Here is a 15,202-nt window from a genome sequence, read left to right as displayed (position 1 = left end):
GGCGGCAGACGATCCCTCCAGCGCCGCCCAGCGCGGCTGCGCTCCTCCGGCGCCGGTGAGCTCCGTCGCGCTCGACGTCCCGTCCGAGCGCACCTTCGAGCGCTGGTCCGACGCCACGTGCGGTATCCAGGGCGCAACGGACGGCGGCGACTCCACCCTCGACGAAGGCTGACGCCACAGCGGCTCTCCGTAGACTGGATTGCGGTCCATCCCGACAGGTGCGTTGATGTCGCGTCGCCTACCCTGGCGGGCATTGTGATGGCGCGACCGCCGCGAGTGTTCGCGACGATGCGCCGCCGCGAGGAGGCAACCCATGCCCGCGAACCGTTCTCCGCTCGCCGCGATCGCGCTCCTGTCGCTGCTCGTGCTCCCTGCCTGCTCCGCCGACGATCCGCCTGTCCGCGCGGAGGATCCGCCCGCCGCTACCCCGCTCTCGCACGGCGATGCCTCCGGCGACGGTTGCCTGCGCTTCCCGCGAACGGTGGGCGGCCTGGACGCCGGCTTCGAGGCGCCGGAGAGCGCCTATTGGGACGAGGGGACGGACGCGTGGTACGTCGCCAACATGGCCGGCGTCCCCGACGAGATGCTCGAGAGGCCCAGGTTCAAGGACGGTCGCGGCTGGATCAGCAAGCTCGACCGGTGCGGCAACATCGTCGAGGCGAAATGGCTCTCGGGGATGAACGCGCCCAAGGGCATCCGCGTCGCGCAGGGCAAGCTTTACACCTCCGACATGGATGAGCTCTTGATCATCGATCTCGCCACCAAGGACGTGCGCAGGATCCCGGCGCTCGGCGCGATCTTCCTCAACGATCTCGCGCTCGCCGAGGATGGCACAGTCTATATAAGCGACAGCTTCACCCGCACCGTGTGGCGCTGCAAGGACGAACAATGCGCTCCGTTCTTCTGGTCCCCGCTCCTCAACGTTCCAAACGGCCTGCTCGTGGACGGCGACAAGCTGGCCATCGTCACGCTCGGCACCTTCAGGGATCCCGCCTCGCTGGGCAAGGTCTGGATGCTCGATCTCGAGAGCAAGGAGCTCACGCGGTTCGGGACGCTCGAGGCAAAGCTGGACGGCATCGAGCGATACAGAGATGGATACCTCGTCTCGGTGAACGCGCCCCCGGCCATCTACTGGGTCACGTCGACGAGCTCGACCCTGGTGCGTGATTTCAGGGACGACGGCCTCACCGCCATCAACGACCTCGGGCTCGATCCGGCCCGGAGGGTGGTCGCGGCGCCGGCGTTCTTCCAGCATACGGTGACGTTGTTCCGGCTGCCGAGGAACCTTCAGCCGCGCTGAGCTCGGTCCGGCAGACGGATCGGAGCGACGATGTCCTCGCCTCGGCGTATTTCCTCCAGCCCACAGCCAGCCCGCCGGCGCAGCGCGCCTCCGTCAGGCCCTGTCACGCCGTCGCTTCGTACCAGAGCACGACGTTCCCGTTGCTGAAGCTGCGCGTCTTCGTCAGCCGGAGGTTCGCCCGCTCCTTGACCCCCTCGAACAGCGTCCTTCCGCTGCCGAGGACGATCCCGTTCACCACGAGCTGGTACTCGTCGATCAGACGCGCGTCGGTCAGCTGGGCGACGATGCTGCCGCTCCCCATAATTACCATGTTCGGCCCGGGCTCCGCCTTCAGCTTGCGCACCGCCTCCGCGAGATCGCCCTTGATGAGCCGCGTGTTGTTCCACGACGCCCTGTCGAGGGTCCTCGAGAAGACGACCTTCGGCAGGCTGTTCATCCGCTCGGCGACGGCGGGAGCCCGCTCCAGCGCCGCGGGGGTGGGCCAGAAGCTCGCCATGAGCTCGTAGGTGACGCGGCCGAAGACGAGCTCGCCCCCGCCGCGCGCGTTCTCCGCAGCGAACGCGCCCCACTCCGCGTCCGCTTTGTGTGCCCAGCTCATGTCGCCGTGGCCGTCCGAGAAATAACCGTCCAGCGAGATCTGGTTGAAGACGGTGAGCTTGCGCATGCTGTTCCTCCTGATGCCCGCTTCTGCGTTAGTCCTATTCTAGGACTATTTGGTCCTCTTTCGCAAGTGCTGCGCAAGTGCGGTAGGATGTGGCCGCCATGACCGGCCTGAGAAGCTACGGGGATCCCTGCGGCATCGCGCGAGCGCTCGATCTCGTCGGCGAGCGGTGGGCGCTCCTCATCGTGCGTGAGCTCCTGCTCGGCCCGAAGCGGTTCACGGACCTCCGCGACGGTCTCGCCGGCGCGAGCCCCAACGTGCTGTCGCAGCGGCTCCGCGAGCTCGAGGGCGGCGGCGTCGTGCGGCGGCACAAGGTCGGCGCGCCGACCTACGAGCTCACGGACTGGGGCCGCGAGCTCCATCCGCTGCTCGTGCAGCTCGGCCGCTGGGGCGCGCGATCGCCCGTCCGGCCCGCGGGCGCGCTGAGCGTCGATGCGCTGATGATCGCGCTCGAGGCGACGTTCGTCGCGGGCGAGGCCGCTGACCTCCGCGCGACCTACGAGCTCCGGCTCGGCGAAGAGCGGTTCTCGATCGAGGTCGATCGCGCGACCCTCACCCTCGCGCGGGGCGCTCCGCGCACGCCGGACGCCGTGATCGCGACCGACCCAGCCACGCTGCGGGCGGTCGTCTTCGGGGACCAGAAGCTCGCCGACGCGCCGGTCGAGCTCCAGGGCGACAGGCGGCTGGCTCGAACGTTCTTCCGCCTCTTCGCTCGGCCGCGATCGACGCCGTCGACCCCGGGCCGCGCGCCCGCCGGATGACGGGCCAGCGTGGACTCGCGTGGCGAACGATCTGTTGCGCGCATCGACGCTCAGAAGATCGCGCTCTTCTGTGTGCCAGCGTCTCGCTTTCGCGCGGGCGCTTTGCCTGTGCTCGCCGGCGCGCCGGGCGCACGGACGGGGCGCGCCGCGGCTGGCCGCAGCGCGGGCGCCGGAGGCGTCGCGGCGGCGCGCGCCGCGGCTGGCAGCGGCGCGGGCTCCAGAGGCTGCGGGACGGGGGGCGGCGCCGTCGCGGGCCCGGCCGCGGGAACCGCCGAGGTCGCGCCCGCCTGGGGCGCCGCGGGCGCCTGCGCCACGAGAGCGCCGCGGGCGGCGGAGAGCACCTCGCCGCTCATCACCCGCAGCTCGGCGGTGGCCTCCAGGCGCTGCGAGGACAGCGCGGTGGTGAGCAGGAGCCCCAGCCCGAGCGCCACGACGAGGCCAGCCGCCGCGAGGTGCAGCCCGGTCCGCCGCGCCGGCGCAGCGGGCGCCGGCGCGATCGGCGCAGCCGAAGGGCCGACCGCGGCCACGAAGGCGGAGATCATCGGCTCGATCGAGGGGAACCGCTCCGCCGGATCCAGCGCGAAGGCGCGCGCGAACCACGTCTCCAGCTCCGGCGGCGCGCCGGGGCACAGCGTCGACAGCGGGGGGCGCGCGCTCCCCAGGATGGAGGCGAGCACATCGGCGATGGTGCGGCCGGCGAAGGGCTGCTCGCCGGTGAGCGCCACGTGCGCGACCACCGCGAGGGCCCACATGTCGAGCTGCGGGTCCGCGTGCCCGTCGCACGTGTGCTCCGGGCTGAGGTAGCCCGGCGTGCCCAGCACCACGCCCTCCGCGGTCTGACGGGGGAAATCGGCCGCCAGATCCTGGCGGATCCACTTGGCGATCCCGAAGTCGGCGACCTTGGCGCGCAGGCGCCCGTCGCGCCCCTCGCGGAGCAGGATGTTCGACGGCTTGATGTCGCGGTGCACGATCCCGAGGCCGTGCGCCACCGAGAGGGCCTCTCCGATCTGACGGAGGAGCGCGGCCAGCTCCGGCGCGGGCACCGGCCCCCGCTCGTGGATCAGCTGCCGGAGGGACCGGCCGCGCACGTACTCCATGACGAGGTACGGGCCCGCCTCGGAATCCTCACCGGCGTCGTGCACCGTGACGATGAAATCGGTCTTCCGCCCGAGCTGGGCCGCGACCTGCGCCTCGAAGCGGAAGCGCTCCATCGCGTCGATGGCCAGGTTCTGGCGCGGGAGCACGAGGAACTTGAGCGCGACATCGAAGCGCCGGACGCTGTCGTGCGCGCACCACACCTCGCCCATCGCGCCCTGGCCGAGCGGATGCACGAGCCGGTACCGCCCGGCCACGACGCGGCCCGGAAGGAGCGCGCAGCGCGCCTCGTCCCGCCTTGCGCCGCTCGGAGGAGGAAGACCGAGCGGCCCAGGCTGTCCGCCCAGCGTGGTGGCGTCGCGCGCGGCGTCTCTCGCCGAGGAATCGGGCGGTCGACCCAGGGAGGGCGGCTGCAACACGCCGGTGATCTTCGTGCCGCCGCCGTTCCCCGGACCGGTCGATGCGTCCATGGGACAACGACCTGAGGAGAGAGGTGACGACATGATCTCAGCGTATCGCGAATGCGGATGCCTTTGAACGGCGAACCCCCGCCCTCCTCGCGCACGTGCACGTGAAGGCCCACGCGGCAGCGTCGCGAGGCGCAGCGGTGCTGTACTTGTTGATGGTCGGCGCCGAGGGTGCGGGCTACCGGACGCCGCGCGCAGCGCCGAAGCAGCAGCGCCCCCTCATGCACCCCGGTCCGCCACCGATGTGCGCGTCCGGGCCGCGACACGACATCGGTTGCGCCGCACGACGCCGGTCGCGCGGCACGGGTTCGCGTGGCGAGAACGGGTTCGAACAGCGCTACACGGGTGACATCGACGCATCGCCGTCCGAGAGAGAGAGCGCGCGTCGGGACGACTACGCCCGCTGCGCCTTCACCCGCTTGACCTTCTTCTTCTCCTTGCGCTCCAGGAGCCGCAGCACCGCCACGGACCGGTCGACGAGCAGGTAGCGCTCTCCCCCTGCCCTCGCGGGCACCGTGCGCGCCGGCTCCCCGGCGGTGCGGGTGTCGATGAGCACCTCCCACCGCTCGCCGAACTCGATCGCGGGCAGCACGAACTCCAGCGGCGAGTGGTTCGCGTTGATGAGCACGAGCAGCGTGTCGCCGGAGATCGGCTCGGCGCGCGGACCGAGCGCCGAGAGGGCGTCGCCCCCGAGCAGGTAGCCGACCGCCCGGGCGTTCGGGTGGGTCCAGTCCTCCGGCGTCATCTCGGCGCCGTCGGGGCGGAACCACACGATGTCCTTGAGCCCGCTCCCGTGCACGTAGCCGCCCGAGAAGAACATCCGCCGGCGCAGCACGGGCTGGCTGCGGCGCAGGGCGATGAGGCGGCAGGTGAACTCGAAGAGCTGCTTCCGCCGCTCGTCGAGGTCCCAGTCGTGCCAGGAGAGCTCGTTGTCCTGGCAGTAGGCGTTGTTGTTGCCGAGCTGCGTCTTTCCGATCTCGTCGCCGGCGTTGATCATCGGCACGCCCTGCGAGAGGAGGAGCGTCGCGAGGAGGTTGCGCTTCTGGCGCTCGCGCAGCTCGACGACCGCGGGGTCGCAGGAGGGGCCCTCGACGCCGTGGTTGTAGCTGTGGTTGTTGTTCGTGCCGTCCCGGTTGCCCTCGCCGTTCGCCTCGTTGTGCTTCTCGTTGTACGAGACGAGATCGTTCAGCGTGAAGCCGTCGTGCGCCGTCACGAAGTTGATGCTCGCGTACGGGCGGCGCCCGCTGGACGCGTACAGATCGCTCGACCCGGTGAGCCGATAGCCGAGGTCGGCCGCCAGCAGATCTCCCTTCCAGAAGCGGCGCACCGAGTCGCGGTAACGATCGTTCCACTCCGTCCAGAGGACCGGGAAGTTGCCGACCTGATAGCCGCCCTCGCCCACGTCCCACGGCTCCGAGATGAGCTTCGTGCGCGAGAGGATCGGATCCTGATGGATGATGTCGAAGAACGAGCTCAGGCGGTCGAAGTCATGGTGACCGCGGGCGAGGGCCGACGCGAGATCGAAGCGGAAGCCGTCGACGTGCATCTCGGTCACCCAGTACCGCAGGCTGTCCATCACCAGCTGGAGCGTCTGGTAATGGCGCGTGTTCACCGTGTTCCCGCAGCCCGTGAAGTCCATGTAGTAGCGCGGGTTGTGCGGCACGAGCCGGTAGTAGGTCCAGTTGTCGATCCCCTTCAGGGAGAGCGTCGGGCCGAGGTGGTTCCCCTCCGCGGTGTGGTTGTACACGACGTCGAGGATCACCTCGATGCCGGCGGCGTGGAGCGCCTTCACCATCGCCTTGAACTCGGTCACCTGCTGGCCGAGCCGCCCGCTCGACGAGTAGCGGCCCGCGGGCGCGAGGTACGCGAGCGTGTTGTAACCCCAGTAGTTGACGAGGCCGCGCTCCCAGATCTCGCGCTCGCTCGCCATCTCGTGCACGGGGAGCAGCTCGATCGCCGTCACGCCGAGCTTCTTGAAGTGGGCGATCGCCGCCTCGGAGGCGAGCCCGGCGTAGGTGCCGCGCAGCTCCTTCGGGATTCCCGGGTGCCGCTGGGTGAAGCCCTTGACGTGGACCTCGTAGATGATCGTGTCCTGCCAGCGCGTCGCCGGCGGCCGGTCGCCGTCCCACGCGAAGCGGTGGTCGACGACGACGGACTTCGGCGCGCCCCAGGCGCTGTCGCGGTGGCAGATCTCCAGGTCGTCGAGCGGGGCCGGCGGGGGCGGCGGCGTGGAGTCCTTCCCGCGCGCCTCGGCGGCGCGGCGATCGCTCGCCGTCTTGCCGCCGCGCCCGCCCTCGCCCTTCTCGGGCGCAGCGCCGTCCCGGCCCGCCTCCTTGGGCCGGCCAGCGCCGCCCTCGCCGCGCTCGGGGTGCCCCCCGCGGTCGTAGGCGAAGAGCGGCGCCTTCCAGTTCGGCTCGCTGGAGAGCGCGTACGCGTAGGGATCGACGAGGAGCTTCGCCGGGTTGAAGCGCTGCCCGGAGCGCGGGTCGTAGGGCCCGTGCACCCGGTAGCCATAGAGCTGGCCGGGCTTGAGCCCCGGCACGTAGCCATGGAAGACGTGGGCCGTCCGCTCGGGGAGCTCGATGCGCTCGCGCTCCACGACATCGTCGACGGCCTCGAAGAGGCAGAGCTCGACCTTGGTGGCGGACTGGGAGAAGAGCGTGAAGTTGACCCCCTCGCCGTCAAAGACGGCGCCGAGTGGGGTGGGGGTGCCGGGCCATATGCGTCTGGTCATCTGAAAAACCTGTGAAGCCGCCCTATTCGCGAGATCGGCGCCGCTGTCGAGACACAAGCGCGCGCGGCTTGATTTTTCGGTCGCCGCCCCCGGGATCGCCGGCCCCCCGGCCGCACGGCGGGCCCGCCCCCGCGCCGCGCGCGACGTCGCGGCCCTCCTCGCGAGCTCGGCAGCGGCCGCGGCCTCGACGGCCTCGACGGCGGCGCGGCGGCGCTACCGCACGGTCGCAGAAGGAGCATCCAGGGCGGCGCGACCCGGGATAGACTTCGCCCCCGAACGCCTGGAGCCAAGCGAAAAACGCCCATGTCTTCCCCCTCTGCTGAAAATCAGTCCCAGAGCTCATCGTCCCCTTCCGGTCCCGCATCCGGCGCGCGCCGCCGCATCGCCGGCGTGACGGTGCCGCTCTTCTCCCTGCGCAGCGATCGCTCGTGGGGCATCGGCGAGATCGGCGATCTCCCCGAGTTCGCCGCGTGGATGCGCGCCGCTGGCCTGCGCCTCGTCCAGCTCTTGCCGCTCGGCGAGGTCTCGGGGGGCGAGACGTCGCCGTACATGGCGCTCTCCGCGTTCGGCATCGATCCGATGTTCATCTCGCTGTCCGCCGTGCCCGAGCTCCCGGCCGAGCGCCTCGGCGAGGCGCTCGGCGACGACCTCGGGGCGCTCGATCGCGCGAGGAACAGCGCGCGCGTCGACTACGATCTCGTGCGCCGCGTGAAGGGGCGGGCGCTGCGCTTCGCCTTCGACGTGTTCGAGCGCGAGCACCACGCGAGGCAGACGCCGCGCGCGGCCGAGCTCGGCGAGTTCGTGAAGCGGCAGTCGGACTGGCTGCCCGACTACGCGCAGTTCCGCGCGTTCAAGGACGCCTTCGAGGGCAGGGCGTGGTGGGACTGGCCCGAGGCGATCCGCGAGCGCAGGCCGGAGGCGCTCGAGGCGCTGCGGCGCGAGCGCGCGCGGGACATCCTCTATTACGAGTACGTCCAGTGGCTCGCGCACGCGCAGTGGGAGGCGGCGCGCGCGGATCTCCGGGGCAAGGGCGTGGAGATCATGGGGGATCTCCCGTTCATGGTGTCGCGCGACAGCGCCGACGTGTGGGCGCACCAGGGCGAGTTCCGGCACGACATGACGGTCGGCGCGCCGCCCGACCAGTTCGACACGGAGGGGCAGCGGTGGGGGCTCCCGCCGTACTTCTGGGCCCGGATGCGCGAGAACGACTTCGCGTGGCTCAGGCGGCGCTGCCGCTACACGGGGCTGCTCTACGACCGGTTCCGCATCGATCACCTGGTCGGCTTCTACCGGACGTACATCTTCCCGGAGCAAGGGCAAACGGCCCCGGGGGGCGAGCGGCCCAGGGCGACCTTCGATCCCGCGGAGGAGGCGGAGCAGCGCGAGCACGGCAATCGGGTCGTGCGGGCGATGCTGGCGGGGGCGGCGGAGACCGGCGCGCAGCTCGTGGCGGAGGATCTCGGCGCGGTGCCGGGGTGGGTCCGGGAGTCGCTCTCGGAGCTCGGGGTGCCTGGCTACAAGGTGCTGATCTGGGAGAAGCACGACGTCGTGTTCCGCGATCCGGCGGAGTATCCGGCGCTCTCGGTGGCCTGCTTCGGGACGCACGACACCGACTCCGTGGTGGTGTGGTGGGAGTCGCGGGACGACCGGGAGCGCGCCGGGGTCCTCGAGCTGCCGCAGCTCGCGCCGCGCCGGCACGAGCTCGGCCCGCAGTTCACGAAGGAGACCCACCGCGCGCTGCTCGACCTGATCCTCGGCTCGACGAGCGAGCTCGTGCTGCTGCTCCTCCAGGACGTGCTCGCCACGCGCGACCGGATCAACGTCCCGGGGACGGTGGGGCCGCAGAACTGGTCGTTCCGGCTGCCGGCGCCGCCCGCTGCGCTCGATCGCGATCCCGAGGTGCGGGCCGCGCTCGATCGGGTGCGCGAGAGCATCGAGACCAGCGGGCGCGGATAACGCGTCATCTCCCGCCGTCTCACGCCCCCTCGGGCCCACCGGCGATATAGTCTCACTGCAAATCCATCGACCCGCTGCAGGAGCGAGTCCCCCGGCGCGCTGACCGCGGAGGCGCCCACGCGCTGACTCGCTGCGTCGTCGCGGTATGTTTCGTGCTGTCGCGAAGTATATGCCGACGAAACATTCCGGAAAACTGCGTTCTCTTAGTGTCGCCGTCGAGGAGGCCACCAGTGAACGAAATCAACGCCTCGGACACCACCTGGCTCCTGGTCTCGTCGGCAATGGTTCTGCTGATGACGCCAGCGCTGGCCCTGTTTTACGGGGGCATGGTCCGAACGAAGAACACGCTCAGCACATTCATGCACAGCTTTTTCGCCATGGGTATCGTGACCCTGGCGTGGGTGACGCTCGGGTACTCGATGGCGTTCGCCGAATCCAAGGGCGGGTTCATTGGCGGCTTCGACTACGCGTTCCTGAACAACGTTGGCACCGAGCCGCGCGTCGGGACGACGGTGCCTCACCTCCTGTTCATGGCGTTCCAGATGATGTTCGCCATCATCACGCCGGCGCTGATCTCGGGCGCCTATGCGGAGCGCATCAAGTTCTCGTCGTATGTGGTGTTCACGCTGCTCTGGTCGCTCCTCGTCTACAGCCCGATCTGCCACTGGGTCTGGAACCCGGGCGGGTGGCTCCTCGCGCGCGGCGCGCTCGACTTCGCCGGCGGCACCGTCGTTCACCTGGCCTCGGGCGCGAGCGCGCTCGTGATGGCGATCATGCTCGGCAAGCGCAAGGGTTACCCGACGCGCAAGATCGTGCCGCACAACCTCACCATGACGCTGCTCGGCGCCGGCCTCCTGTGGTTCGGCTGGTTCGGCTTCAACGGCGGCTCCTCGCTCGCGGCGAACGGGCTCGCCTCGGTGGCGTTCGTGAACACGCACATCGCCGCGGCGATCGCGGCGCTCGCGTGGGCCCTGATCGAGGCCGTGCGCTTCGGCAAGCCGTCGCTCCTCGGCGTGGCGTCGGGGCTCGTCGCGGGCCTCGTCGCCATCACCCCGGCGGCGGGCTTCGTCGGCCCGATGGCGTCTGTCGCGATCGGGCTCGCGGCGGGCGCTGTGTGTTACGGCGCCGTGATGCTGAAGGGCAAGCTGGGTTATGACGACAGCCTGGACGCGTTCGGCATCCACGGCGTGGGCGGGCTGCTCGGCGCGCTGCTCACCGGCGTGTTCGCCTCCAAGGTGTGGAATTCGGCCGGCCAGGACGGCCTGATCAAGGGCAACTCGGCGCTGCTCACCGAGCAGGCGATCGCGGCCGCGGTCGCGGCGGCTTACGCGGCGGTGGTCACCTTCGTTCTCGTGAAGGGCATCAGCGCGGTGATGGGCTTCCGGGTCGACGAGGAGATCGAGGACGAGGGCCTCGACGTCGCCCTCCACGGCGAAGAGGCCTACTCGCTCGGCGAGGGCGGCGCTCACGCCGTCGAGAGCGAGCCCCCGGCCAGGCCGGCGCCGGCGCCTGTGCTCGCGCGCGAAGGCGCCTGATCCAGCGCAGCGGAGGCTCGTTTGCGGAGGCCGTCTGGCGGGTGCCAGGCGGCCTTCGTCGTTTTGTCCCCTTGGCCCCCTGCCCTTCCCGGCAGGGAGCGGTCACCTGCACGTGAAGGCGGGCTCGCCGGTCTCCTCGCAGCCGTTCTCGCACGTGACCTTGGCGCACCCGCAGCGGCGCAGCCCTCCGCGGTCGCCGTCGGCGCGCCGGCCGCAGTCCTCGCTCAACGTGCGGCACTCGTCCTGACAGCGCTCCTTCTGGGCGGGCGACGGCGCGCAATCGACGACCGCTGCGCTGCCGGAGGAGCCCGTGCTGCTGCACAGCTCGACGGACGCGACCTGCTCCAGCAGCGGGATGATCCCCCCGATCATGCATTGAGCGTGCGGCTCGCAGACGTGGTCGCGCAGCACCGCCAGCACGCGGACGCGCTGCCCGGCCAGCGCGCGCCACTCGGGGCCGAGCCAGCGCTCGGCGTCCTCGCTCGACAGCATCCTCCCGGCGATGAGGGGCTGCGAGCCCTTCGTCAGCTCCAGCGTACCGACCCAGCGCTCGCGCGCCGGTGCGTCGCCAGATGGCGCCCCCGCTGTCGGCGGAGACGCCGGCGGCGTGCCGGCGGGCGGGGCGCTCGCGGCGCTCGCGGCGGGCGCCGGCGCAGCGGCCCGCGCTGTCGAGGCGACCCGCGGCGCCGGAGACGTCGAGGAGGGAGCGCGCTCCGCGCAGCCCATCGCCCAGGCGCAGCACGCGCCGGCCAGCGCCCGGGGAAGCCATCGCCGCAAGCCCGCCGAGGCGGGGTGGAGCCGAGGGGAACGCACCGGGTTCGTGGAAGGCACAGGACATTTTTACCACACGCCGGCGTGCCTGCGCGCCAGGGCCCGGCGGTCCGGGGGAGCTGGCCGCCCGCCGGCCGCTGCTTGGCGCCCGCGGCGAGCAGGATCGAGGACAGGAGCGCCTTCGCTCACCTGCTCCAGAGCTGCAGAGCTTTTAGTAGACGCAGGAGAGGCAGAAACTCCGGCTGAAACGGGCGATTTGCTCGGCTTGGCCGGCCGGAGCAGGATCCTCCTTTCGCACAGGTGAAACAAATAAAAGACGCTACCCCCAACACCGCGATCCGTCGGACGCTCGGTTACCCGCGCGTCTCGACGAGGGAGCAGGAGATCGCGGGCGTCTCCCTGGACGCCCAGGCCGAGAAGATCGGCAACTACTGCCGACTCCACTCGCTGCCGGAGCCGATCTTGTTCCCGGAGGTAGAGAGCGGCGGCGAGGAGAACGAGGCGAACCGGAAGAAGGTCGCCGCGCTCCTGGCGGACGTCCGCCGGGGGGACATGGTCATCGTGACGGACATCGACCGCTTCGGGCGCGACGTGGTCTTCATTGTCAACAACGTTCGGCAGATCATGCACAATGGCGCCGTGTTCGTCGCCATTAACAAGGGGTTCGATTCGCGCTCGCCGATGGCAGAGGACACGCTCGCCAACTGGGCGGTCGGGGCGGAGCAGGAGCGCCGTCGGATCAAGGAGCGAACCGAAGGGGGGCGGAAGCACCTGCGCGTCCAGCGGCTGCTCCGCGCTCGAGGTGCGTATTCCGGACGAGTCGGACAGCTATTCCGGACCCGGACAAGGACTCCGAGTGTGCCACACCGAGCCAGGAACCACGGAGGACCGATGCTCGTTCTATCGTCGCTTTTCCAGCAGGGTGGGCGGATCGCATGAGGATCCTCGGTTACCTGAGGCGGGCGTGATGATTTGCCCTTGACAGCCTCGAATCGTTTCTTTCCCGTTTCATGGGACGATTTCAGGGCGGGAGCCGCGAGGAATCCGGGACACCCGCGGCGCGCTCCAGCACGGTGAGGCGCGCGGCGGACGCGTTCACAGAGGCCTCGCGACGCCGCCGCGGACGGACGGACGGACGCTGAGCGCCCGCGCGGAGCCGGGCGATCATCAAGCAGACGAAGCACCGCATGAACGGCCGCATGCGACGGCGACCTTGACGCGCGTCGCGCGGCACGCTCCTATTCAGCCGTGCTCCGTTCATGCGCTCAGCGATCCCCCGACGCGATGTAGCGCCCATGCGTGACGCGAGCGAGCACAGCGGTTGCGTCGATGCGTGGATGGAGCGGACCGCCGAGGGCTTACCAGCCGAGCGTCTCATCCAGGTTTTCGAACGCGCCTTCGCCGCCCTGTGGCGGCGCGCTCTGGTGACCCTCGGAGAGGTTACGCTCGGCGCTATCGTGGATCGCGTGCTCTATAACGCCTCCGAGCGATACACGATGTTCTCGTCCCTCCGTGTGGAATCGACCGGGCTCTGTTGCGAGACGCTCCACGAACGCGCCGGCGGTCTGCGCCGCGACCAGCTCGCGGAGGGGATCCGGTTCATCATGATCGAGTTCCTCGTCGTCCTCGGAAACCTGACGGCGGAGATCCTCACGCCGGCGCTCCACGCGGAGCTCTCGAATATCGCGCGAGAGGAGATGGGCGGGAGCGAGAGAGGGCCGGAGAGCGCGCCCGAGCACCACGAGGGCGAGGACGGCGAGGGAGCTGAGTCATGACGAAGAAGACGGCCATCGCGCGTATCGAGACGGGGGTGCAAAATCTGGATGCGCTGATCGGCGGTGGGCTGCCGAAGGGCTCGGTCGTCGTGATCGCCGGCCCGCCGGGCGCGGGCAAGACGATCCTCACCCAGCAGATCTGCTTTCACAACGCCTCGGCCAGGGCACGGGTCCTCTATTTCAACACGCTCTCGGAGCCCACCGCGAAGACGCTGCGCTACCTGAGCCAGTTCGATTTCTTCGACGCCAACCGGATCGACGAGGGAATCCAGTTCGTGGACCTCGGCGTCATCTTTCGGACGAAGGGCCTCGACGGGACCTCGACGCTCATGATGGAGCACGTCAAGAAGGTCAAGCCGGCGATCGTCGTCATCGACAGCTTCAAGGTCTTCGACGACCTCGCGAAGTCGAAGGAAGAGCTCCGGAAGTTCGGCTACGAGATCGCGATCAGCCTCATGGCGTGGGAGACCACCACGATCCTCCTCGGAGAGTTCGGGCAGAGCGAGATCGAGACGAACCCTCTGTTCTCGATCGTCGACGGGCTGGTCATGGTCAGCCAGCGCCAGGAGTCCGGCGAGCAGCGGCGGGTCATCCAAGTCGTCAAGATGCGCGGCACCGACCACAGCCGTGACGAGCACTCGTTCGTCATCACGCAGGCCGGCATCGACGTGTTCGCTCCTCGCCTCACCATCGACCGGGCGGACGTCGGGGGCAAGGAGCCGCGCCTCAAGACCGGCATCTCGCGGCTCGACGACCTCCTCGGAGACGGGATCCCACGCGGCTCCAGCCTCCTCATCGCCGGCGTGGCGGGGACCGGCAAGACGGTGCTCTCGCTCGAGTTCATCTACCGGGGCGCGAAGGCCGGCGAGAGGGGGATCTTCTTCTCCTTCGAGGAGACCGTGCCGCGGCTGCTCGCGACCGCCCGCGGCCTCGGCTGGGACCTCGACGCCGAGATCGAGCGCGGGATGGTCGAGATCGTGTTCATCCCGCAGCCCAACATCATGGTGGAGGGGCACCTGCTCATGATGAACAAGCGGATCCTCGCCATGAAGGCGAGGCGCGTGGTGGTCGATTCGGTCTCGGTCTTCCTGCACAAGGTCAAGGACCCGCAGGTCGACCGGGAGAAGATCTTCCAGCTCGCGAGCATCGTCCACAACGCGCAGGCGGTCGGCTTCTTCGCCACCGACATCCCCTACGGCGCCAACCAGATCAGCCGCTTCGGCGTCGAGGAGACCGTGGTCGACGGGGTCGTCCTCCTCTCCTCGACAGAGGAAGGGCTCGAGCGCCAGCGCTACATCGAGATTTACAAGCTGAGGAACACCGCCCACCTCAAGGGTCGACACAGCATCATGATCGGCCCGGGCGGGATCATGATTTATCCCCGATACAGCGCGGAGGCGGCGTTCGCCGAGCCGCCGCTCCCCCTGGAGACGGCGCGGCGCCTGCCCTCCGGGGTACCCGGGCTCGACGAGCTGCTCGGCGGAGGGCTGCTCGAGCGCAGCGTCACCCTCGTCTCCGGGAGCGCGGGGATCGGGAAGAGCAGCCTGGCGCTGCAGTTCATCCTCGAAGGCTGCAAGCGCGGGGAGCCAGGGCTCTACGTGGCGCTCGAGGAGGGGCCCGCACAGATCATCCGTGCCGCGGGCGCCCTGGGGCTGCCCCTCCAGGAGGCGACCGAGCAGGGGCTCGCCGAGGTCATCTATCTCCCGCGGGAGCGTGTCCGCCCCAGTCAGCTCCTCTCGCTCCTGAGCGACAAGATCCGCACGCAGAAGACGCGTCGGTTCGTCCTCGACAGCGTGAGCCAGCTCGAGACCGAGGGCATCGCGGAGGATGAGCTGCGGCAGCTCCTCTACGCGCTGGTCACGCGGTTCAAGGCGCTCGACGTGACCAGCCTGCTCACGCTCGAGTCGAGCGCGATGTACTCCAGCGAGACCGTCACCGACCGCCAGTTCTCTCCGGTGGCCGACAATCTCGTCGTGCTCCGGTATACGCGCTTGCCAGGAGAGATCCGGCCGACCCTGGTGGTCGTGAAGACGCGCGGCAGCGAGCACGACTTCGGCGCCTACTACTTCACCGTCGGGAAGGGAGGCACCCGGATCGGGGAGCGCGCCGGCCAGTCGTCCCTTTTGCCCGCGAAGAGCAAGGAATAG

11 protein-coding genes are annotated in these 15,202 nt (G+C 69.9%); 7 read left to right on the top strand and 4 right to left on the bottom strand.

The features are described 5' to 3' along the window. Positions 1-313: 313 nt before the first annotated feature. Positions 314-1,300 carry a hypothetical protein gene (locus WME95_RS13415; protein WP_437908787.1) on the top strand — a complete coding sequence of 329 codons (987 nt, stop codon included), beginning with the start codon at positions 314-316 and terminating at the stop codon, positions 1,298-1,300. A gap of 103 nt (positions 1,301-1,403) precedes the next feature. Here the strand turns inward: WME95_RS13415 and WME95_RS13410 are convergent, their stop codons facing one another. Next, complete coding sequence (locus WME95_RS13410) at positions 1,404-1,964, bottom strand: dihydrofolate reductase family protein (RefSeq protein ID WP_437908786.1); 561 nt, start codon at positions 1,962-1,964, stop codon at positions 1,404-1,406. A 98-nt stretch (positions 1,965-2,062) separates the two neighbouring features. Here WME95_RS13410 and WME95_RS13405 point away from each other — a divergent pair, with 98 nt between their 5' ends. Beyond that, positions 2,063-2,722 (top strand): winged helix-turn-helix transcriptional regulator, encoded by a 660-nt coding sequence (locus WME95_RS13405; protein ID WP_437908784.1) that lies wholly within the window; start codon positions 2,063-2,065, stop codon positions 2,720-2,722. Positions 2,723-2,772: 50 nt separating this feature from the next. Here the strand turns inward: WME95_RS13405 and WME95_RS13400 are convergent, their stop codons facing one another. Beyond that, positions 2,773-4,287 carry a serine/threonine-protein kinase gene (locus WME95_RS13400; RefSeq protein WP_437908782.1) on the bottom strand — a complete coding sequence of 505 codons (1,515 nt, stop codon included), beginning with the start codon at positions 4,285-4,287 and terminating at the stop codon, positions 2,773-2,775. A gap of 391 nt (positions 4,288-4,678) precedes the next feature. Next, positions 4,679-7,018, bottom strand: a complete 2,340-nt coding sequence (glgX, locus tag WME95_RS13395; RefSeq protein ID WP_437908781.1) for a glycogen debranching protein GlgX — start codon at positions 7,016-7,018, stop codon at positions 4,679-4,681. Between the two features lie 303 nt (positions 7,019-7,321). Between glgX and WME95_RS13390 the strand changes: the two genes are divergently transcribed. Further along, positions 7,322-8,974 (top strand): 4-alpha-glucanotransferase, encoded by a 1,653-nt coding sequence (locus WME95_RS13390; protein ID WP_437908779.1) that lies wholly within the window; start codon positions 7,322-7,324, stop codon positions 8,972-8,974. A gap of 230 nt (positions 8,975-9,204) precedes the next feature. Then, positions 9,205-10,509 carry an ammonium transporter gene (locus WME95_RS13385; protein ID WP_437555378.1) on the top strand — a complete coding sequence of 435 codons (1,305 nt, stop codon included), beginning with the start codon at positions 9,205-9,207 and terminating at the stop codon, positions 10,507-10,509. Between the two features lie 102 nt (positions 10,510-10,611). Here the strand turns inward: WME95_RS13385 and WME95_RS13380 are convergent, their stop codons facing one another. Then, entirely contained in the window at positions 10,612-11,340 is a 729-nt protein-coding gene (locus tag WME95_RS13380; protein WP_437908778.1) for a hypothetical protein, read from the bottom strand. A gap of 240 nt (positions 11,341-11,580) precedes the next feature. On the opposite strand from WME95_RS13380, the gene WME95_RS13375 reads away from it, so the two are divergent. The 3 genes from WME95_RS13375 (at position 11,581) to WME95_RS13365 (ending at position 15,202) form a co-directional block, all read left to right on the top strand. Next, complete coding sequence (locus tag WME95_RS13375) at positions 11,581-12,219, top strand: recombinase family protein (protein ID WP_437908777.1); 639 nt, start codon at positions 11,581-11,583, stop codon at positions 12,217-12,219. 398 nt (positions 12,220-12,617) lie between these two features. After that, entirely contained in the window at positions 12,618-13,055 is a 438-nt protein-coding gene (locus WME95_RS13370; protein WP_437908775.1) for a hypothetical protein, read from the top strand. Then, positions 13,052-15,202, top strand: coding sequence for an ATPase domain-containing protein (locus tag WME95_RS13365; RefSeq protein WP_437908774.1), 2,151 nt, complete (start codon positions 13,052-13,054; stop codon positions 15,200-15,202). The genes WME95_RS13370 and WME95_RS13365 overlap by 4 nt, the downstream gene beginning before the upstream one ends.

It is taken from the genome of Sorangium sp. So ce327, assembly GCF_051530205.1.
Classification (GTDB): Bacteria; Myxococcota_A; Polyangia; order Polyangiales; family Polyangiaceae; genus Sorangium; species Sorangium cellulosum_B.
The sequence above is the reverse complement of the archived record's forward strand: the minus strand, read 5'-3'. Positions and strand labels throughout refer to the sequence as shown.